Consider the following 20,028-nt stretch of genomic DNA (forward strand, 5'->3'; position numbering starts at 1 on the left):
GGCGTGGACGGAACGGAGGTGGCGACGGCGGACATGGCGGAACCCTGCGTGTGTCGGGGGACTCCACCGTGCCGCCGCGGTCACTTATTTATCAAAACAGTTTTTGCAATACCCAACATAAGTTGTGCTAATAATCAGACTGGATGGCGACGAAGAAGCCCGTAAACCCGCGTTTTTCCTACAAGTCCGACCGGCTCAAGCCGCTGCGCGCGTTCTGCCAGACGGTCCGCCTGGGCTCGGTGTCGCGTGCCTCGGAGGCGCTGTTCGTCAGCCAGCCGGCGGTGAGCCTGCAGCTGCAGGCGCTGGAACGGGAGCTGGGGGTGGTGCTGTTCGAACGCAGCGGCCGGCGTCTGGTGCCCAGCCGCGAGGGCCAGTTGCTGTACGAGATGGCGCAGCCGCTGGTGGAGAGCCTGGACGGGCTGGAAGCCAGCTTCCGCGACAAGGTCCGCGGGCTGGACGCAGGCGAGCTGACCGTGGCCGCCAATACCTCGACGATCCTGTACCTGCTGCCGAAGATCGTCGAGGCGTTCCGCCAGCACCACCCCGACGTGCGGCTGGTACTGCAGGACGCGATCAGCGCCGACGGCACCGAACTGCTGCGCGGCGACGCCGCCGACCTCGCCGTGGGCTCGATGCTGGATGTACCGGGCGACCTGAGCTACGCGCCGGTCTACGATTTCGAGCAGGTGCTGATCACCCCGCGCGGGCACCCGCTGGCCGGCAAGCGCGAACTGACCCTGGACGACCTCTCCGCCTTCCCGCTGATCCTGCCGCCGAAGCGGCAGATCACCTGGCGGCTGGTCGACCTGGTGTTCCAGCGTCACCGCGTGCCCTACACCGTGGCACTGGAAGTAGGCGGCTGGGAGGTGATCAAGCAGTACGTGGCAATGGGTATGGGCATCTCCATCGTGACCGCGCTGTGCCTCAACGACGCCGACCGCGAGCGGCTGGCGATCCGCCCGATGGCGCGCTACTTCCCCACCCGCAGCTACGGGGTGACGGTGCGCCGCGGCAAGGTGCTGTCGCCGCAGGCGCGCGCCTTCATCGCGCTGATCCGGCCCGACCTGTTCGCTCCGCGGCAGTACGACGACACCGGGCATTCGGAGCGGTAGGAGCGCTGCCGGGCTTAACGCAGCGCCCCTGGTTCCGCGCTAGCGTTGCCGCACCCGCCAGCGCGGCATACCGGAGTTCTGCCATGGATCGCACGCTGCTGTTCGCTGTCAGCCTCGCCCTCGCCCTGTCCCTTTCCGCCTGCAACCGCACGCCTGCCGGCAGCGCAACGCCGGCCGCACCGGCGGCCACCGGCGCGCCGGCCGCCCCACCCGAACTGATCCCGCGCGACGCCCTGTTCGGCAACCCCGAGCGTGCCAACGTGCAGATCAGCCCCGACGGCCGGTACCTGGGCTGGGTCGCCGCGGTCGACGGCGTGCTGAACGTCTGGGTCGCCCCGGCCGACGACATCGGCAAGGCACGCGCGGTAACCGCGGACAAGGCGCGCGGCATCCGCCAGTACGTCTGGAGCCACCGCCCCGACACCCTGTTGTACCTGCGCGATACCGGCGGCGACGAGAACTTCCACCTGTTCTCGGTGGACCTGGCCAGCGGGCAGGCGCGCGACCTGAGCGACTTCCCGGCCACCCGCGCCGAGGTCGTCGGGGTCAGCCACCTGCATCCGGAATCGGTGCTGGTGGCGATGAACGACCGCGACCCGAAGTGGCACGACCTGTACCGGGTGGACCTGGCCAGCGGCCAGCGCACGCTGCTGGAAAAGAACACCGGGCGGATCGCCGGCTACATCGCCGACCCGGACTTCAAGGTCAGGATGGCCAGCCGCGCGCGCGAGGACGGCGGCAACGACCTGCTCGAACCCGATGGCAAGGGCGGCTGGAAGGTCACCGGCGAGATCCCGTTCGCCGACTCCCTGACCAGCTTCCCGGGCGGCTACACCAGCGACGGCAAGACCCGCTACTTCTTCGACTCGCGCGGCCGCGATACCGCGGCGCTGTATGCCATCGACGCCGGCACGGGGGCGAAGACGCTGGTCCACGAGGACGCGCGCGCCGACATCGACGACGCCCTCGACCACCCGATGACCCAGCGCGCGCAGGCGGTGGCGGTCAATTACCTGAAGAACGAGTGGAAGGCGGTCGACCCGGCCATCGCACCGGACCTGGACACGCTCAAGGCCATCGGCCCGGGCAGCTTCAGCGTCACCTCGCGCACCCTGGACGACAAAACCTGGATCGTCGCCTACTCCGCCGCCGAGTCGCCGGTCACCTATTACCGCTATGCCCGTGGCGGCACCCCGGAGAAACTGTTCTCCGCGCGACCGGCGCTGGAAGGCAAGGCGCTGGCGGCGCAGTGGCCGCAGGAAATCCGCTCGCGCGACGGGCTGACCCTGGTCAGCTACCTCACCCTGCCGCGCACCGCCGACGCCAATGGCGACGGCAAGGCCGACGCGCCGGTGCCGATGGTGCTGCTGGTGCACGGCGGGCCGTGGGCGCGCGACATCTATGGCTACGACGCCTACCACCAGTGGCTGGCCAACCGGGGCTATGCGGTCCTGTCGGTCAACTACCGCGGCTCCACCGGCTTCGGCAAGGCCTTCACCAATGCCGGTGACGGCGAATGGGCCGGCAAGATGCACGACGACCTGATCGACGCGGTGGACTGGGCGGTGAAGAACGGCGTGACGACGCGTGAGCAGGTCGCGATCATGGGCGGCAGCTACGGTGGCTACGCCACCCTGGTCGGGCTCACCTTCACCCCCGACGCGTTCAAGTGCGGCGTGGACATCGTCGGCCCCTCCAACCTCGATACCCTGCTGTCCACCATTCCGCCCTACTGGGCCGCGTTCTTCGAGCAGTTCGCCCGGCGCGTGGGCGACCCCCGCACCGCGGCCGGCAAGCAGCTGCTGGCCGAACGCTCGCCGCTGACCCGGGTCGCCGCCATCACCCGGCCGCTGCTGATCGGCCAGGGCGCCAATGACCCGCGCGTGCGCCAGGCCGAGAGCGACCAGATCGTCAAGGCGATGACCGACAAGCACATCCCGGTCACCTACGTGCTGTTCCCGGACGAGGGCCATGGCTTCGCGCGCCCCGAGAACAGCAAGGCGTTCAACGCCGTGACCGAAGGCTTCCTGGCGCAGTGCCTGGGTGGACGGGCGCAGCCCATCGGCGGTGATTTCAACGGTTCCAGCATCACCGTGCCGACCGGTGCGGACGGGGTGCCGGGCCTGGCCGAGGCGATCGGCACCCACGTGCAGGACATCCGCCGCTGACGCGGGCGCGGCACGGGCGGCCCACTCCACCGGAGCGGGCCGTCCGCACTGCATCGGCACGGCCGCGCCGGGCGGGCGTTCAGTGCGTGCAGTCGCAGCCCTGCCAGCCGGCCCGCTTGCTGGTCTGGCCGATGCCGGGGTTGAAGGTATTGCCGGGATCCAACCGCTGGTAGAACGCGGCCAGCGCCGGCTTGGCCGGATACAGGTGGCCGACATTGTGCTCGGCCGGGTACTCGGCACCGCGCGCGTCCAGCAGCGCCCACATCGCGTGCTCGATCGCCAGCGGGTCCTCGCCCTTGCGCGCGATGTAGTCCTGGTGGAACACGTGGCACAGGAAGTGCCCGTAGTACAGCTTGTGCAGCAGGCGCGCGTCGAGCTCGGCCGGCAACCGCTCGAACCAGTCGCGGTCGTCGCGGCGCAACGCGATGTCCAGGGCGACGATGTCCTGCACCCGGTCGCGGTGCACCTCGCGGTAGCGCACCGCGGCGCTGGCCACCGCGAAGCGGTGCAGGAACGCCTTGCGTCCCTCGTCCGCGGTGCAGCGGAAGAAGCCGCCTTCATGGCCGTCGAAGAAGCCGCGCAGCCAGGCCTCGGTCTCCGCCGCGTCGCGCGCGGAGACCTTCAGCAGCAGGTGGTGCTCGTAGCGCTGGCGGAACTGGCGCATGCGCGGCGGCAGGTGCGCGGGCAGCAGGCCGGTCAGCGCCTGCAGCACCCGGTCGCTGGTCCCGCGCAGGCCCCACTGCTCGAACCAGCCATCGATGCGGCTCTTCCAGGCGAACGCGGCCGGCACGCGCGCGGTGCCGAGCCGGTCGATCAGCAGGAACACGTCCTTGCCGTAACGCTCGCCGATGTCATAGGCATCGCGGTGGATGTATTCGCCGGAAATCGGCAGCCGCTCGAAGCCGGTGAGCAGCTGGCGCCGCAGCGCGGTGAGGCTGTCGGTGCGGTTGCTGCCGATGTAGAAGACCTCGGCCGGCTCCTTCTCGAAGGTATCCAGGCGAACCGCGAACACCGCCAGCTTACCGGCCGAGCCCGATGCCTCGTGCAGCCGCGCCGGGTCGGCGTTGAACCGCGCCGGCGTGCCGGCATCCACCTGCCGCACCTGCGCGGCGTAGTGCGGGTCGGAGGCGGCGCGGCCCCCGCCACTGCCGACGTCGGCCGCGCGGTAATCGCCGGCCTGCAGGCGCGTGAGGATCTCCTCCGGACTGTCGCCCAGCGCGATGCCAAGGTGATTGACCAGGTGCAGCCGGCCATCGGCATCAACCTGCGCGAACAGCGCCAGTTCGGTATACGCCGGCCCGCGGCGCACCAGCGCCCCGCCGGAGTTGTTGCAGATGCCGCCCAGCACCGAGGCGCCGATGCACGAGGAGCCGATCACCGAATGCGGCTCGCGCCCGAGCGGCGCCAGCACCTGCTCCAGCCGGTCGAGGGTGGCGCCCGGCAGGCACAGCACCTGGCGCCCGCCGTCCAGCAACTGGATGCCTTCCAGGCGAAGCGTGCTGACCAGCACCACGGGACGGCCATAGTCATCGCCATCGGGCGTGGAGCCGCCGGTGAGCCCGGTGTTGGCCGCCTGCAGGATGATCGCCGCACCCGCCTGCACCGCCGCCTGCAGCACCTGCCACAGCTGCAGCAGCGTGCCCGGCCGCACCACCGCCAGCACCGGGCCCTCGCCGAAGCGGTAGCCCCTGCGGAAGCGGCGCGTGGCCTTGTCGCCGGTCAGCACATGGCGCTGGCCGACCGCTTCGCGCAGGCGCCCCAGCAGCGCGGCGCTCACCGCAGCCGCACCAGCGAATCGCGGCCGATGTCGGCAATGCGGCGCGCGCCGGTCAGGGTCATCGCCACCCGCATCTCGCTGGCGACCAGGTCCAGCAGATGGGCGACGCCGGCTTCGCCGCGCGCCGCCAGCGCGTAGACGAAGGCGCGGCCCAGCAGCACGGCATCGGCGCCGAGCGCGAGCATGCGCACCACGTCCAGGCCGGTACGGATGCCCGAATCGGCCAGGATCTTCAGTTCGCCCTGCACCGCATCGGCGATTGCCGGCAGCGCGCGCGCGGTGGACGGCACGCCGTCGAGCTGGCGCCCGCCGTGGTTGGAAACGACGATGCCGTCGGCACCGAACCTGACCGCATCGCGCGCGTCGTCCGGGTCGAGGATGCCCTTGATCAGCATCGGCCCCTTCCAGAACGCGCGGATCCACTCCAGGTCCTTCCACGAGATCGACGGATCGAAATTGCTGCCGAGCCAGCCGATGTAGTCCTCCAGCCCGGTCGGGTGGCCACGGTAGGCGGAGATGTTGCCCAAGTCGTGCGGACGCCCGCGCAGGCCCACGTCGAACGCCCAGCGCGGGTGGGCCAGCGCCTGCGCATAGCGGCGCAGCGCCGCGTTGGGCCCGCTCATGCCCGAATGCTCGTCGCGGTAGCGCGCGCCCGGCACCGGCATGTCCACGGTGAACACCAGGGTGCTCACGCCCGCCGCCTGCGCGCGCTCCAGCGCATTGCGCATGAAGCCCCGGTCGCGCAGCACGTACAGCTGGAACCACATCGGCCGCCGGAGCGCCGGCGCCACTTCCTCGATCGGGCACACCGACACGGTGGACAGGGTGAAAGGCACGCCACGGCTGTCGGCCGCGCGCGCGGCCTGCACCTCGCCGCGGCGCGCGTACATGCCGGTCAACCCGACCGGCGCCAGCGCCACCGGCATCGCCAGGCGTTCGCCGAACAACGTGGTGTCCAGGCTCAGGTCGGCCATGTCGCGCAGCACGCGCTGGCGCAGGGCGATGTCGGCCAGGTCCGATACGTTGCGGCGCAGCGTGTGCTCGGCGTAGGCGCCGCCGTCGATGTAATGGAACAGGAACGGCGGCAGGCGACGCTTTGCGGCCGCGCGGTAGTCGGTGGAAGCGGAGATGATCATGGGTCGGCCGTGGCGGAAGGCAGGCGCGAAGCCCGTGCGCGCCGGGCCTCGTTTTCGTCGAGCGTGCGCAGCGTGGTGTGCACGAACTCCAGGTGGGACAGCGCGGCGGCGCGCGCGCGTTGCGGGTCACCGGCCAGCACCGCGTCCATCATCTCGCGGTGCTGCTCGGACAGCGGCGAGAAGGTGCGCGGCGAGGTGTACAGCCGCTCGCGGCTCTGCGAGATGTTGGTCTGCAGCAGGTCGAACAGGCCGCGCATCACCTGCAGCAGCACCAGGTTGTGCGAGGCCTCGGCGATGGACAGGTGGAAGTCGGCATCGGCGCTGGCTTCGCCGGCGGGGTCGTCCTTGCCGTGCGCATCCATCATGGTGGCGAAGGCGCGGGCGATGCGCGCGCGGTCCTCGGCGGTGGCACGCAGCGCGGCATGCCAGGCCGCGGCGCCTTCCAGCGCATGGCGGATCTCCAGCACGTCGAAGCGGTATTCCGGGTCGCCCTGGAACAGCGGCAGGTAGGGCGCCAGCGGCTCTTCGATGGCCTGCCGCGCGCGTGCCGCCGGTTCGGCCACGAAGGTACCGCCACCCACGCGCGCGACCAGCAGGCCCTGGCTGCTCAGCTGGGCGATGGCCTCGCGCAGCGCGGTGCGCGACACCCCCAGCTGCGCCGCCAAGGTGCGCTCGGCGGGCAGGCGCTCGCCTGGCTGCAGCTGCCGCTCTTCCACCAGCGCGCGCAGTTGCGTGGCGACCCGGTCCGATACCCGCTGCGGTGTTTGCTGATGCATGTTCATGCCGCCATTGTGCCGCTCAGGGAATCATCCACGTCAGCCACCATGCCTGTGCGCTGGTGATCACCCCGACCATCACCGTGAACGCCAGGCTGTGCTTGATGGTGAACCGGAACAGGTCGGCCTCCCTGCCGGCCAGCCCCACCGCCGCGCAGGCGATGGCGATGGACTGCGGCGAGATCATCTTGCCGGTGACGCCACCGGTGGTGTTGGCCGCCACCAGCAGCACGTCGGACACGCCGATCTGCTGCGCAGTGGTGGCCTGCAGCGCCGAGAACAGCGCGTTGGAGGACGTGTCCGAGCCGGTCAGGAACACGCCCAGCCAGCCCAGGAACGGCGAGAAGAACGTGAACGCATCGCCGGTATGCGCCAGCGCCAGGGCCAACGTCGCCGACAACCCCGAATAGTTGGCGATGAAGGCGAACGCCAGCACCATGCCGATCGAGTAGATGGGCGTGCGCAGTTCGCGCACGGTCTCGCCGAAGGTGGACAGCGCGGCCCGGGCCGGCATCCGCAGCACGACGATGGCGATCAGCGCGGCGAGCAGGATCGAGGTCCCGGTGGCCGAGAACCAGTCGAACTTGTACACGGCGTCGTAGGCGGTAGGCGCATCGACGATCGGCGGCATCTTGCTCACCTGGCCGTCCAGCCCCGGCACCGGCAGCTTCAGTACCCAGTGCTGCAACGGCCCTCCGGCGGCGAACAGCGCCTTGAACGGCTTGATGCTCCACAGCGTGACCAGCGCGGTGAGGATCAGGAACGGCGACCACGCGCGGATGATGCGGCCGGCGCTGTAGCGCGGCACTTCCACCACCGGGGTGGCGGCACCGGCATCGCCGGCGTCGTCGAAGCGGAAGATGCGCCGCGGCTGCCAGCGGCGCAGGAACAGGGTCAGGCACACCAGCGACGCCAGCGACGCGGTGATGTCCGGCAGCTCCGGGCCGAGGAAGTTGGAGGTCAGGTACTGCGCCAGGGCGAACGCGCCGCCGGCCACCAGCACCGCCGGCCAGGTTTCGCGGATGCCGCGCCAGCCATCCATGATCGCCATGATCCAGAACAGCACGACCAGGGTCAGGAACGGCAGCTGGCGGCCGGCCATCTGCCCGATCTCGAACGCGTCCAGCCCGGTCACCTGGCCGGCGACGATGATCGGGATGCCCATCGCCCCGAACGCCACCGGCGCGGTGTTGGCGATCAGGCACAGGCCCGCCGCGTACAGCGGCTTGAAGCCCAGCCCGACCAGCAGTGCGGCGGTGATCGCCACCGGTGCGCCGAACCCGGCCGCGCCTTCCAGGAACGCGCCGAAGGCGAACCCGACCATCAGCATCTGCAGGCGCTGGTCCGCGGTCACCGACAGGATCGAGGCGCGGATGATGTCGAACTGGCCGGTCCGGACCGAGACCTTGTACAGGAACACCGCGCCGAGAATGATCCAGGCGATCGGCCACAGGCCGTAGACGAAGCCGTACAGCGCCGCGCCCAGCGCCTGCAGCGGCGGCATCCGGTAGAACAGCAGTGCCACGCCCAGGGCGATGGCGACGGTGAGCGTGCCGGCCAGCCAGCCCTTCATGCGCAGCACCGCCAGCGCGACGAAGAAGAAGGCGATGGGCAACAGCGCGATCAGACTGGACAGCCAGATGTTGCCGGCCGGGTCGTACAGTTGTTGCCAGGGCTGCATGTCGACTCCCGATGGAGGGGTGGCGCCTGCACACGGCAGGCATCCCACGGCACCACAATTGGTATGACCAATGCATGGCTTGTGGCCCGACGGGCACTGATGCAAGCGTGCGCACCGCGGAGTGCGCATTAAATCACAGGTTTTCGCAGGATATTGGACCGACCAATTTGCCAAAGCCCCCGACGGGGCCAGCGCTACAGCGGCCGCCAGGCGAGTCCCTCGCCCCGCCGCCAGTACACCGCCCGCGCCCTGCCATACACCTTGTCGGCATCGACCAGGCCAAAGAAGCGCCCGTCGAAACTGTTGCCGCGATGGTCGCCCAGTACCAGCAGCTTGCCCGTGGGCACGGTGATGCCGTCGATGTCCGGTCCACCGCCGGCGTCCAGGTCCAGCGTCACCTGGCGGGTGCCGAAAGCCTCCTGCCGGGGCATCCGGCTCAGCGGCCGGCCGTTGATGCGCAGGTAGCCATCGTGCAGTTCCACCCGGTCGCCGGCCACCGCCACCACGCGCTTGACCAGCCGCGTGCCGTCGACCGGCGAGTCGAACACGGCGACATCGCCGCGCCGGGGGTGGCCGGTATCGAGCAACTGGATGCTGCTGAACGGAAGGCGCAGGCCATAGGCGCGCATGTCCACCACGATGCGGTCGCCGGGCTGCAGCGTGGGCTGCATCGAGCCGCTGGGCACCTGGTAGTGATTGGCCAGCGTGTCGCGCGCGGCGCACAGCAACAGCAGCATCAGCGCCAGCGGCGGCGCCTCCCTGCGGAGCCACTGCCACGGCCTCCGTGGCACGCGGCCGGGACGGGTGGACGAATCGACATGCATGGCGCGCTCCCTCCGGGTACTGCCGCATGCGACCCCGGCGGCGGCCGGCAAGTTCCCGAAGCTACGCATTGTTTACGCCGCCAGCGGCCTGGCGGCATGGCGGTTTTACGCGCCGGCGGCGCATCGTGGCGTCACCGCGCTTCCCGCGCCTGACATCCAGCCATCATGCCTCGTCCCTGCCTGCACCCCACCCCCGCGCCGGCCCACAGGCCGCAGTCGGTCTTCCTGCTGCGCGGGCCCGACCTGCCCGGCAACGCGCCCCACATGCCCGCCCCGCTGCCCGCCGCGGTGCTGCAATCGGTGGTCAGCCGTGCGCTCGAGGCCGACACCACGCTGGCCCTGCGCGACTGCCGCTCCGAACAGGAACTCATCGAGGCCCTGTGCGTTGCCGACCACGACCCGGCCGACGTCGTGCTGCTGGCGCCCGGCGCCTGCGTCTCCAGCGAGCGGCTGCGGCGGCTGTTGCCGCGCCTGCGCAACGCCTATGTCGAAGTACATGACACCGCCGCCGATGCCAACCCGGCGCAGCTGCCGGAGAACGCGGGCCACCGCCTTGCGGTCGCCCACGGGTGCGGCGCGCAGAGCTACGTGCTGGCGCTGGAGGTGGCATTGGAGCACCTGGCCTGCAGTGAGGCCGGTGAGCGGGTGCATGTCGGCACCTGATGGTGGCATCCGCCACTACGCCGCCGGTTACGAGATCCTCGCCGACGGCCATCCACGCTGGTGGGGGCAGCTCGCCGTCAGCGTCGGCAGCGGCGTCGGCGATCCGCCGGGCGACGATCCACAGGCCCCGCTGCAGCACATCTGCGTGCTGGCGGCGCGCAGGCACGAGGCGACGCCGGCGCAGGTGCGCCTGTTGATGCTCGTGCGCCTGTGATCGCTCCCGGCGCCGGCAGCGCCACCGGTCATGCACATGCGCACGGCAGGGTCGCCCCTGCCGTGCGCGCTGCAGGCGCGGGCCGGATCGCTTACTTCAGCCCGCGGTTCTTCAGCAACGGCTCCACGCTCGGATCCTTGCCGCGGAACTCGCGATAGGCGGTGGCCAGGTCGCGGGTGTTGCCGATGGACAGGATCCTGTCGCGGAACACCTGGCCGTTCTCGCGGGTCAGGCCGCCATGCTCCTTGAACCACTCGAAGGCATCGTGGTCGATCATCTCCGCCCAGAAATAGGCGTAGTAGCCGGCCGAATAGCCGCCGCCCCAGATGTGGTCGAAGTAGCTGCTGCGGTAACGCGGCGGCACCTGCGCCAGGTCGACGCGGTACTGCTTCAGCGCCGCGGCTTCGAACGTGCCCACGTCCTGCTGCGGCGCGTCGGCGCCCTGCGTGTGCCAGGCCAGGTCGAGCAGCGCCGCGGCCAGGTATTCGGTGGTGGCATAGCCCTGGTTGAAGGTCCTGGCCTTGGCGATCCTGTCCACCAGCGCCTGCGGCATCGGCTCCCTGCTCTGGTAGTGCTTCGCATAGTTGGCGAACACCTTCGGGTCCGATGCCCAGTGCTCGTTGAACTGCGACGGGAACTCGACGAAGTCGCGCGGCACGCCGGTACCGGCCACGCTCGGGTAGCGGGTGTTGGAGAACATGCCGTGCAGGGCGTGGCCGAACTCATGGAACATCGTGGTGACGTCGTCCCAGCTCAGCAACGCCGGCTGGCCGGCCGCGGGCTTGGTGAAGTTGCACACGTTGTAGACCACCGGCCGGGTGCCGGCCAGGCCGTCCTGTTCGACGAACACGTCCATCCATGCACCGCCGGACTTGCTGTCGCGCTTGAAGAAGTCGGCGTAGAACAGCGCCAGCGGCTTGCCATCGGCGTCGGTGACCTCGAACACGCGCACGTCCGGGTGGTAGACCGGGATGTCCTTGCGCTCCTTGAACGTCACCCCGTAGAGCTGGTTGGCGGCGAAGAACACGCCGTTCTGCAGCACGTTGTCGAGCTCGAAGTACGGCTTGATCTGCGCCTCGTCCAGGTCGTACTTCGCCTTGCGTACCTGCTCGGCATAGAAATCCCAGTCCGACGCCGTGGCCTTGAAGCCGCCATTCTGGGCATCGATGACCTTCTGGATCTCGGCCAGTTCGCCGCGCGCCTTGGCGGTGGCGGCCGGCACGGTGTCGGTCAGCAGTTTCAGCGCGTTGGCCGGGGTCTGCGCCATCTGGTCGGTGAGGTTGTAGGCGGCGTAGTTCGGGAAGCCCAGCAGCTTGGCCTTGGCCGCGCGCAGCTGCGCCAGGCGCTGGATGATCGCGCGCGTGTCGTTGCCGTCGCCCTGCTCGGTGCGGGTCTCCGAAGCCTGCAGCACCCTGGCGCGCAGCGCGCGGTCGCGCAGCGACGCCAGCACCGGCTGCTGGGTGGTGTTCTGCAGCGCCAGCACCCACTTGCCGTCGAGCTTGCGGTCCTTGGCCGCTTCGGCCGCGGCGGCGATGTCGCCATCGGACAACCCGGCCAGCGTGTCCTTGTCCTCCACCACCACCGCGCCGGCGGCGGTAGCCGCGACCAGCTTGTTGTGGAAGTCGTTGGCGAGCGTGGCTTCCTCGGCGTTGTAGCGCTTGAGCGTTTCCTTGTCGGTATCGCTGAGCTGGGCGCCGGCCTTGACGAAGCCCTTGTAGGTTTCCTCGACCACGCGCAGCTGCTCCGGATCGAGCCCAGCGCCGGCGCGGGCGTCATAGACCGCCTTCACCCGCTCGAACAGCCTGGGGTCCAGGTGGATGGCATCGCTGTGCGCGGCCAGCTTCGGGATCACCTGTTCCTGGATCTTCTGCCGTTCCGGATTGGTGTCGGCCTGCACCACGCCGAAGAACACGCGGCTGGTGCGGTCGAGGATGGCGCCGGATTTCTCCAGCGGCAGCAGGGTGTTGTCGAAGCTGGCCGGTTCGGCGTTGGCGGTGATCCGGGCGATCTCGGCCAGTTGCTGGCGCATGCCTTCCTCGAACGCCGGCAGGTAGTCGCCGTCCTTGATCCGGTCGAACGCCGGCGCCTGGAACGGCAGCGTGCTGGCGGTCATGAACGGATTGGTCGAAGCGTCGGCGGGCTGGCCGGCGGGGGCGGTCTCGGTGGTCACGGGGGCAGTGGACTCCTTGCCGGAACAGGCCGCCAGCGCGAGGCTGATGGCGGCGGCCAGAATGAGGGTGCGCGACATGTAACGTGCTCCTGCGGGACGGGGGATGCGTGCGATCACGCACCCTACTCCCTCGGCCGTACGCTGGCATGTGCCGGTGGTGGCGCCTGGGTGTGCGGCGGCTGTCGCCTGCTCAGCCGGCCCGCCCGCCGCGCAGCGCGGCGAACGCGGCCAGCGCCGCGGCGCGGCCCGCGGCCAGGTCCACCTGCGGCCGCGCCGGGTAGCCCGGCGCGACCCGCCGGGCCAGTTCCGGGTGCTCCCAGGGCGCGAAACGCGCCGGCAGCGGCAGCCGCGCCAGCTCCGGCACCCAGCGCGCGATATAGGCGCCCTCCGGGTCGAACCGGCGCGCCTGGCTGACCGGGTTGAACACGCGGAAATACGGTGCCGCGTCGGCGCCGGTGCCGGCGGTCCACTGCCAGCCCTGGGTGTTGTTGGCCAGGTTGGCATCCAGCAGCGTGTCCCAGAACCAGCGCGCACCGTGCAGCCAGTGCTGGCGCAGGTGCTTGGTCAGCCAGCTGGCCACCACCATGCGCACGCGGTTGTGCATCCAGCCGGTATGCCACAACTCGCGCATGCCGGCATCGACGATCGGCACCCCGGTGCGCCCGCGCCGCCACGCCTCCAGCCGCGGCTCGTCGGCCGCAGCCCACGGGAAGTCGTCGAAGCGCGGGTCGAGGTTGTGGTCGGGTACTCGCGGATAGTGGTGCAGCACGTGGTGGGCGAACTCGCGCCAGCCCAGTTCGGCGAGGAAGCGGTCGCGGTCGGGTTCGGCGATGGCGTCGCCGGCGGCCAGCACCGCCGCGGCGATGCGCCGCACCGACAGCTCGCCGTGGTGCAGGTGCGGCGACAGCCGCGAGGTGCCGGCTTCGGCGGCGAAGTCGCGGCCCTGCGCATAGCCATGCACGGCACCGTCGAGGAAGGCCTGCATCGCCGCGCGGGCACCGTCCTCGCCGGGCGTGAAGTGCGGCCAGAACCCCCCATCCCACGCCGGGGACGGCGCCGGCAGCAGGTCGTCCAGGCGCTCGCCGGCGGGCAGGTCGAGCGCGTCCAGCGCGGGCAGCCGTTCCGGCGCATCCCAGGTCGAAAGGGCCCGCCAGTGCGCGCGTGCCGATTTCCAGAACGGCGTGAACACGCGGTACGGGTCGCCCTGCCGGGTCGCCAGCTCCCATGGTTCGAACAACAGTGCGCCGTTGAAGCTCTCCGCGTGCAGGCCGGCCTGGCGCAGGCTGCGCTTGATGTGCGCGTCGCGCTGTTCGACCGCCGGCTCGTAGCGACGGGTCCACAGCACCGCCTCGGCGCCGGTGCGCGCGGCCAGCGCCTGCAGCGTGGCGAGCGTCGGCCCGCGCGCCAGCAGCAGCCGCGAACCGCGCCGCTGCAGCGCTTCGGCAAGCGCCGCCAGGGTGCGCCGGCGCCACGCACGCGACGCCGCGCCCGGTGCCCAGTCGCCTTCCTCTTCCGGGGCGTGGATGTAGACCGGCAGCGGCCGCAGGCCGCGGTCCAGCGCCGCGCGCAGGGCCGGGTGGTCATCCAGGCGCAGATCGTCGCGCAACCAGACCAGTGCGACGCCCATGGCTACACCGTGCCGCGGTTGCGGCCGATCCACGGCCGGTACCAGCGGCGCACCGCCGCCATGTCCGCGGCATCATCGCCGCTGGTGTGGAACGGCGCGCCGAAGCCGATGACCTTGTCCGGGTAGTGGAAATAGGCCGGCACGATCGGCACCTGCGCCATGCGCGCGATGCGGATGAAGCCGCTCTTCCATTCCTTCACCGGCTTGCGCGTGCCTTCCGGCGCCAGCGCGAACCAGATGCGCTCGCTGCCCTGGATCATCGCCACCGCCTGTCCCACCGTGCCCTGCGGCGAACTGCGGTCCAGCGGCACCACGCCCAGCCGCCGCAGCACCGCGCCCAGCGGCCACCAGAACAGCTTGTCCTTGCCCAGGATGCGCGCCTCGATGCCCAGCGCCATCTTCGCCGCCAGCCCCCACAGGCCGTCCCAGTTGGACGAATGCGGCGCGGCGATGACCACTGCCCTGCCCAGGTCGGGAATCGGCCCGAGCACGCGCCAGCCGCCCAGGCGCAGGACCGTGCGCCCCAGCCAGCGGACGAAACCGCTGCCGCGAACGTGCGGCACGTTCGCGGGAACGGGCGGAACCACCGGCCCCCGGGCCGGCGAAGCGGTGTTGTCCAAGCGTTACTCCCAGTTGCGTTGCGAGCGGCCGCGCTTGACCTGCGCGCGCTCCTTCTTCTGTTCCAGCCGGCGCATCCTGGAGCCGTGGGTGGGCTTGGTCGCGACCCGGGCCTTGGGCACCACCATCCCGGCACGGATGAAGTCGGCCAGGCGCTCGCGCGCGTCGGCGCGGTTGCGCTCCTGGGTGCGGAAGCGCTGCGCGTCGATCACCAGCACGCCGCCGTCGGTGAGGCGCCGGTCGCGCTGCGCCAGCAGGCGCGCGCGCAGCGGCTCCGGCAGCGACGGCGAACCGGCCACGTCGAAACGCAGCTCGACCGCGCTGGAAACCTTGTTCACGTTCTGCCCGCCGGCGCCGCTGGCGCGCACGAAACGCTCGACGATCTCCGCTTCCGGAATCGCCAGCCGCGCCGAGACATGGAGGGCTTCACTGACCATCGGCGCATTGTAAGCGCGCCGACCGCCGCCCCGGCTACAGCTCCGGCCAGTCGCGGGCGGCCCAGCGCCGGTAGGCGCGGTAGTGGTGGATGGCGAAACCGGCGAACGACGGCTCCGCGCGCAGCGCCTGCTCGACCTTGCGCACCTCGCGCTCGAACACCTTCGGGCCTTCCTCGTGGAAGGTGACCTTGTTGATGTCGTTGGAGGACACCTCCAGCCCGATCACCACTTTCTTGCCGACGCGGTTGGCGTAGGCGATCTCCTCGGCGGCATGCGAGAGGATGCTGTCGCGGCCCTCGGCGCGGTCGCGGTAGTCCATCAGCGCGACGTAGTCGTAGGTGTCGATGGCATGCTCGCTGACCGGGCGCACCCTGCCCTTCCATTCCAGGGTGATGCCGTCCAGCCAGAACGGGATGGCCGGCCCCACCTGCAGGTCCGCGCCGGCCGTGCGCTTGATCCGCATCAGCGCATCGCTCATGTCCAGGAAGCCGACCAGCAGGCGCTCGCGCGTCTGGTCGTTCCACTCGTCGAGGATGTGCGGTTCGATATCGAGGTTGACGCCGTCGAAGCGCGCCGCCGCCGGCGCCGCGGCGTTGTACTCGACCACCCGCCGGAACATCGCCTCGGCCTCGGCGCGGTACGCCGGCAGCACGTAGTTCTCGGTGTTGAGATAGGCCGAGCCCAGCAGCGCGTATACCTTCATGCACTGCCCGTGCAGGCGCTCGATGAAGGCCCGGTACAGCTGTGGCCGGTCGACGATCAGGTTGCGGCCGCGGTACGCGTCGGCGTACAGGTACACCGTGTCGATGTGCTGCGACTTCAGGTAGGCCACCGCCTCATCGGCCACCGCCGGATCCTCGACCATCGCGTAGGACTCCGCCTCCCAGGTCCAGATGGCGCGGCTGGCGCCGGCGGATGCCGCCAGCGGCAGGACGCACAGCACCAACAGCAGGCCCAGGCTCATGCGCAGGTGTGTCACGGCGAGGTTCCTGTTGCATTGACCGCATCCACCGGCAGGCGGTAGCGCCCCTGCCCGATGGCCTTGCCGGTGTCAGGGTCGGACGGAAACACGGAAACGTAGCAGCGCTCGTTGCAGGCGCCGGGCCGCGGCAGCTGCAGTTCCACCTGCTGCCGCCCGCGCGCCGGCAGTTCCAGCGCCTGGCCGTACACCTCCTGCAGTTCGCTGCCGTCGGCGGCGGTCAGCACCGCCAGCGGCACGAACTTGCGGCTGGGCGCGCCGTCGCCATTGCCGAACACCACCGACAGACGCAGGCCGCCGCCCGCGGCCGCCACCTGCGCCGACTCCATGGAAAGCCCGGCCATGGCCGGGCCCGCCGGCGCATGCACCTGCACCTGCGGCGCGGCCTGGTAGGCCACCAGCGCCGGCCTGGCCGCGTCCGGGTCCAGCGCCTGCTGCTGCATGAAGATCGCATTGGCCTGCGCGTAGCGCTGCTGGCGCGCGTTGGCCCACGCCAGCAGCGCCGCATCGTCGACTTCGGCCAGGTGCATGCCCTCCTGCAGCTGGTAGAGCTTTCCGTCGTGCAGCCACCAGCGTTCGGCCAGGTACTCCGGGGCGCTGGTCTTGGTCTGCTTCAGCGGCAGCGCGTGGATGTTGCGGAACGCGTCGGCCATGTCCAGTCCGGTACCGAGCCACGGCGTCCGCGCCGGCCGCTTCAGCCCGTAGGTGTTCGACAGCAGGGCCAGCAGCGACGGCGTGACATCCAGCTGCGACGACACGGCACGGATGCGCGCGGCGCGCTTGAGCAGCGGCGAGAAGATGATCAGCGGCACGTGGTAGCGGTCGATGTGCTCGCCCATCGGGATCTCCGGCAGGCGATGGTCGCCGGTGATGACGAACACGGTATTGGCGTACCACGGCGTCCTGGCCACCGCTTCGAAGTAGCGACGCAGCTGGTCGTCGGTGTAGAGGATGCTGCTGTAGACGTCCGCCTGCGCCTGGTAGGACGGCAGCTGCGCCTCGGGAATCCGCAACTCGCCCAGGCGCCGGGCGAACTGCGCAAGGTAGGCGTCCTGCCCCGGGAAGCGGTAGCTGGTGTGCATGGAAATGGTCTGGATCGCCAGCAGGAACGGCGGCTGCAGGCGACTGCTGTCGGCCAGTACCCGCGACACCAGTTCCCTGTCGGGATAGCCCCAGGTGCTGAGCGGGTTGCGCTGGTAGCCGGGACCGAAGCTGTTCATGTCCACCAGCGTCTGCACCTGCTGCAGGCGCATGTAACCACCCTCGTTGTCGAAGCCGGTATCGGTGCCGTTGTAGAAGGCGGTGTGGTAACCCTGCTGGCCGAGCACGCTGAACAGCCCCGGATGCGGCGGCATGCGCGCGCCCAGTGCGGTGAACCCCTGGTCGGCGAACGGCGCCGAGCCCAGCAGGCTGGGCAGCACGCCGAAGGTGCGGCCCTGGTTGGCCAGGAAGTTGTCGAAGTACAGGCTGCGGGTCGCCAGTTCGTCGAGGAACGGCGTGAAGCTGCCCAGCGGGGCCTGCGGCCCGGAGAACGAGCGCCCCAGCCCCTCGACCACGATGACCACCACGTTCGGCGGGCGGCCATCGGCGGTCGCCGAGAACCACGGGCCGAGCGCGTCCGGCGTGCGCTCGTCGTGCAGGAACGGGTAATGCGGATCCAGCGCCGGCTCGCCGGGGTCGGCCGGCGCCGCGCCGGTATCGGCCACCCCGGCCGCCGGCGCGTCGCCGCCCCGCCAGCGCCATACGTCGGCACCGAACCAGGCCAGCTTGTTGCTGGCCAGGCCGCGCGCCGATTCGTCCTTCAGGGTCGCGGCGCCGGCAGGCAACGGCACCAGCCAGGCCAGCAGCCCGGTCACCAGCAGCAAGCTGGTCCACAGCACCGAGCCGCGCGCATCGCGCCGCACCCACCACCACAGTCCGGCCCACAGCACCAGCAGCGGCAGGCTCATCGCCAGCAGGCTGCCGGCATCGAGCGGCGCACCGTCGCCCAGCGCGGTACGTATCTCGGCCAGGCTGTAGCCGAACAGGTCGGCACCCAGCGGCACGCGCGCCACCTGGTAGTATTGGTCGAGCATGCCCTGCGCGATGATCAGCAGCGACCAGGGCACGGCCACGGCCACGGCGCGCAGCAAGGGTCGCTTCAGCGCCAGCAGCGGCAGCGACAGCAGCAGCAGCATCGGCACCGCGCGCAGCAGCACCAGCAGCGCTTGCGCCAGCGCGACGCCGGCAACCGTCCACTTCTCGCCGCCACTCCACGCCATGCCGGCACTGCCGCCGATCACGGCACCGGCGACCAGCGCCGACTGCGCCAGCAGCAGGGCCCTGAAGCCGGAGGAGAACCGCTGGTAGGCACTGCCCTGCTGCCCCGTGCTCATCGATGCGTCCCGGTTACCAGCGCGAATAGACCGACAGCGATACCCGCTTCTCGGCGAAGCCGGCATCGTCGTCGGAATAGCCGGCGCCGAGCTTGAGGCCCCAGTGCGGCGCGAAATAGTGCATCCAGGCCACGCCGACCGCGGCGTTGCTGTTGCGCACCACGGTGCCGAAGCGGTCCATGTCGGTGCTGCGACCGGTGCCGGCGCTCACTTCCCAGTAGTCGTCGGCATCGCCGCGGTAGTAATTGCGCAACAGCACGCGGTGGCTCCAGCTGCCCGACCCTGCCCCGGGGACATGCTGCAGCTTGTAGCGGCCGTACCAGTTGCCGACGTAGCGGCCCACGCCCACGCCATAGAACTCGGTGTCGCTGGAGAAGCGCAGGTGATCGACGCTGGCCGACAGTTCCCAGCCGTTGCCCACGCCCTGGAACACCTCGGCGCGCCAGGCGTACTTCGGCAGCAGGCCCGACGATGGCCCCCGCTGGTAGCGCAGGTTGGCGTAGGCGCGCGTCCACAGCGGCGCGTAGCCGTCCAGGGCCCAGGCCGTGTCGCTGCGGCCGAAATGATCGGCGCGCAGCAGTTCCAGCCCCAGCGAGCCACGCTCGAAATAGCGGCGCAGCGTCAGGTTGGCATCGTTCCAGCTCTGCCGCCCGCCGCTGAAGCCGGTGTGGTCCCAGCCGACGTTGGCACCCCACCGGTAGCCGCCGGCGATCATCGCGTCGGGGTTGGCCGTGCGCGGCAACAGGCTCTGCCGCAGCGAATCGACCTCGGCCGGGTCGGCGCCCATGGCCAGCGCGGCATCGAAGTCGGCCCGCGCGGCGGCGGCCTGGCCGGCGTCGCGCTGCGCGCGGCCACGCGCGATCCGCGCCTGCGGGTCCTGCGGCGCCAGTTCCACCCAGCGCGAATAGGCGTCGACGGCCTGCTGCGGGCGGTCGCTCCAGCGGTACAGGTCGCCCAGCGCCGACCAGGCATCGGCGTAGCCGGGGCTGTTGCGCACCACCGCGCCCAGGTCCGCCTCGGCGGCCGCGTACTGGCCATCCCAGGCATAGGTGCGGCCACGTGCCAGCAGCAGGTCGCCGTTGTCCGGGTGCTCGGCCAGCAGCGCGGTGTAGCGTTCGATCGCCTCGGCGCGCTGCCCGCCGGTGGCCAGGCCACGGATCTGCGCCATCTGCGCGGCCAGGCTGTCGGGCGCGGTGTCCTGCGCCAGCGCCGGCCCGGCCATGACGGCCAACGCCAGTGCCAGGCACTGCGCCAGCAACCGGTGGGTGGATTGGAAACGCGATGACTCGGCCACGGGAGGATTCCTGTTGGTCACGGGAGGGGGCCGCCGCTGTCCGGGCGGAGGGGGTGGGCCGGCAACGCGGCCGGCGGCATGCCCTCTTCCGGCACCGTGCTGCCAGGAGCCATCGCGCTGGATGCGCCACCAGCCGTCGCGCCGGCCCGGCCCCAGCGTCCAGCTTACGCACCCTGC

The 20,028-nt window shown here is 70.7% G+C and carries 16 protein-coding genes; 4 read left to right on the forward strand and 12 right to left on the reverse strand.

Features of this window, described 5'->3' with window-relative positions; translation table 11 throughout:
- Positions 1-143 precede the first annotated feature (143 nt).
- Positions 144-1,112 carry a LysR family transcriptional regulator gene (locus ABB33_RS16850; protein WP_054668167.1) on the forward strand — a complete coding sequence of 323 codons (969 nt, stop codon included), beginning with the start codon at positions 144-146 and terminating at the stop codon, positions 1,110-1,112.
- An 83-nt stretch (positions 1,113-1,195) separates the two neighbouring features.
- Positions 1,196-3,280, forward strand: a complete 2,085-nt coding sequence (locus ABB33_RS16855) for a S9 family peptidase (RefSeq protein ID WP_056932853.1) — start codon at positions 1,196-1,198, stop codon at positions 3,278-3,280.
- A gap of 79 nt (positions 3,281-3,359) precedes the next feature.
- On the opposite strand, the gene dld is transcribed toward ABB33_RS16855, so the two are convergent.
- The 5 genes from dld to lepB all read right to left on the reverse strand — a co-directional run bounded on the left by dld (position 3,360) and on the right by lepB (position 9,474).
- On the reverse strand, positions 3,360-5,057 hold the full coding sequence (gene dld / locus ABB33_RS16860; RefSeq protein ID WP_056932854.1) for a D-lactate dehydrogenase: 1,698 nt from the start codon (positions 5,055-5,057) through the stop codon (positions 3,360-3,362).
- Positions 5,054-6,193, reverse strand: coding sequence for an FMN-dependent L-lactate dehydrogenase LldD (gene lldD / locus ABB33_RS16865; RefSeq protein ID WP_056932855.1), 1,140 nt, complete (start codon positions 6,191-6,193; stop codon positions 5,054-5,056). Before lldD ends, dld begins: the two co-directional genes overlap by 4 nt.
- Positions 6,190-6,975, reverse strand: a complete 786-nt coding sequence (lldR, locus tag ABB33_RS16870; RefSeq protein ID WP_056932856.1) for a transcriptional regulator LldR — start codon at positions 6,973-6,975, stop codon at positions 6,190-6,192. Before lldR ends, lldD begins: the two co-directional genes overlap by 4 nt.
- A 16-nt stretch (positions 6,976-6,991) precedes the next feature.
- The gene (gene lldP, locus ABB33_RS16875; protein WP_056932857.1) at positions 6,992-8,650 is read right to left on the reverse strand and encodes an L-lactate permease; all 1,659 of its coding nucleotides are present in this window, start codon (positions 8,648-8,650) and stop codon (positions 6,992-6,994) included.
- Positions 8,651-8,844: 194 nt separating this feature from the next.
- Positions 8,845-9,474: a signal peptidase I gene (gene lepB, locus ABB33_RS16880; protein WP_056932858.1), complete on the reverse strand. Its 630-nt coding sequence runs from the start codon at positions 9,472-9,474 to the stop codon at positions 8,845-8,847.
- A 165-nt stretch (positions 9,475-9,639) separates the two neighbouring features.
- Here lepB and ABB33_RS16885 point away from each other — a divergent pair, with 165 nt between their 5' ends.
- The gene (locus ABB33_RS16885) at positions 9,640-10,137 is read left to right on the forward strand and encodes a hypothetical protein (RefSeq protein ID WP_056932859.1); all 498 of its coding nucleotides are present in this window, start codon (positions 9,640-9,642) and stop codon (positions 10,135-10,137) included.
- Complete coding sequence (locus ABB33_RS16890) at positions 10,124-10,351, forward strand: hypothetical protein (RefSeq protein WP_056932860.1); 228 nt, start codon at positions 10,124-10,126, stop codon at positions 10,349-10,351. The genes ABB33_RS16885 and ABB33_RS16890 overlap by 14 nt, the downstream gene beginning before the upstream one ends.
- A 91-nt stretch (positions 10,352-10,442) precedes the next feature.
- On the opposite strand, the gene dcp is transcribed toward ABB33_RS16890, so the two are convergent.
- The 7 genes from dcp to ABB33_RS16925 all read right to left on the reverse strand — a co-directional run bounded on the left by dcp (position 10,443) and on the right by ABB33_RS16925 (position 19,851).
- A complete protein-coding gene (gene dcp, locus ABB33_RS16895; RefSeq protein ID WP_056932861.1) occupies positions 10,443-12,599 on the reverse strand; it encodes a peptidyl-dipeptidase Dcp in 2,157 nt (718 codons plus the stop codon).
- A 112-nt stretch (positions 12,600-12,711) separates the two neighbouring features.
- Entirely contained in the window at positions 12,712-14,148 is a 1,437-nt protein-coding gene (locus ABB33_RS16900) for a cryptochrome/photolyase family protein (protein WP_056932862.1), read from the reverse strand.
- A 2-nt stretch (positions 14,149-14,150) separates the two neighbouring features.
- Positions 14,151-14,711 carry a 1-acyl-sn-glycerol-3-phosphate acyltransferase gene (locus ABB33_RS16905; protein ID WP_082394210.1) on the reverse strand — a complete coding sequence of 187 codons (561 nt, stop codon included), beginning with the start codon at positions 14,709-14,711 and terminating at the stop codon, positions 14,151-14,153.
- Positions 14,712-14,771: 60 nt separating this feature from the next.
- Positions 14,772-15,203, reverse strand: a complete 432-nt coding sequence (gene arfB / locus ABB33_RS16910) for an alternative ribosome rescue aminoacyl-tRNA hydrolase ArfB (RefSeq protein WP_054668193.1) — start codon at positions 15,201-15,203, stop codon at positions 14,772-14,774.
- 34 nt (positions 15,204-15,237) lie between these two features.
- Entirely contained in the window at positions 15,238-16,182 is a 945-nt protein-coding gene (locus ABB33_RS16915; RefSeq protein WP_225546651.1) for a hypothetical protein, read from the reverse strand.
- Positions 16,179-18,557: an LTA synthase family protein gene (locus ABB33_RS16920; protein WP_056932864.1), complete on the reverse strand. Its 2,379-nt coding sequence runs from the start codon at positions 18,555-18,557 to the stop codon at positions 16,179-16,181. Before ABB33_RS16920 ends, ABB33_RS16915 begins: the two co-directional genes overlap by 4 nt.
- Before the next feature lie 13 nt (positions 18,558-18,570).
- On the reverse strand, positions 18,571-19,851 hold the full coding sequence (locus ABB33_RS16925) for a YaiO family outer membrane beta-barrel protein (RefSeq protein ID WP_152985143.1): 1,281 nt from the start codon (positions 19,849-19,851) through the stop codon (positions 18,571-18,573).
- Between the last annotated feature and the right edge of the window lie 177 nt (positions 19,852-20,028).

The sequence above is a fragment of the Stenotrophomonas acidaminiphila genome (genome assembly GCF_001431595.1).
Classification (GTDB): domain Bacteria; phylum Pseudomonadota; class Gammaproteobacteria; order Xanthomonadales; family Xanthomonadaceae; genus Stenotrophomonas; species Stenotrophomonas acidaminiphila.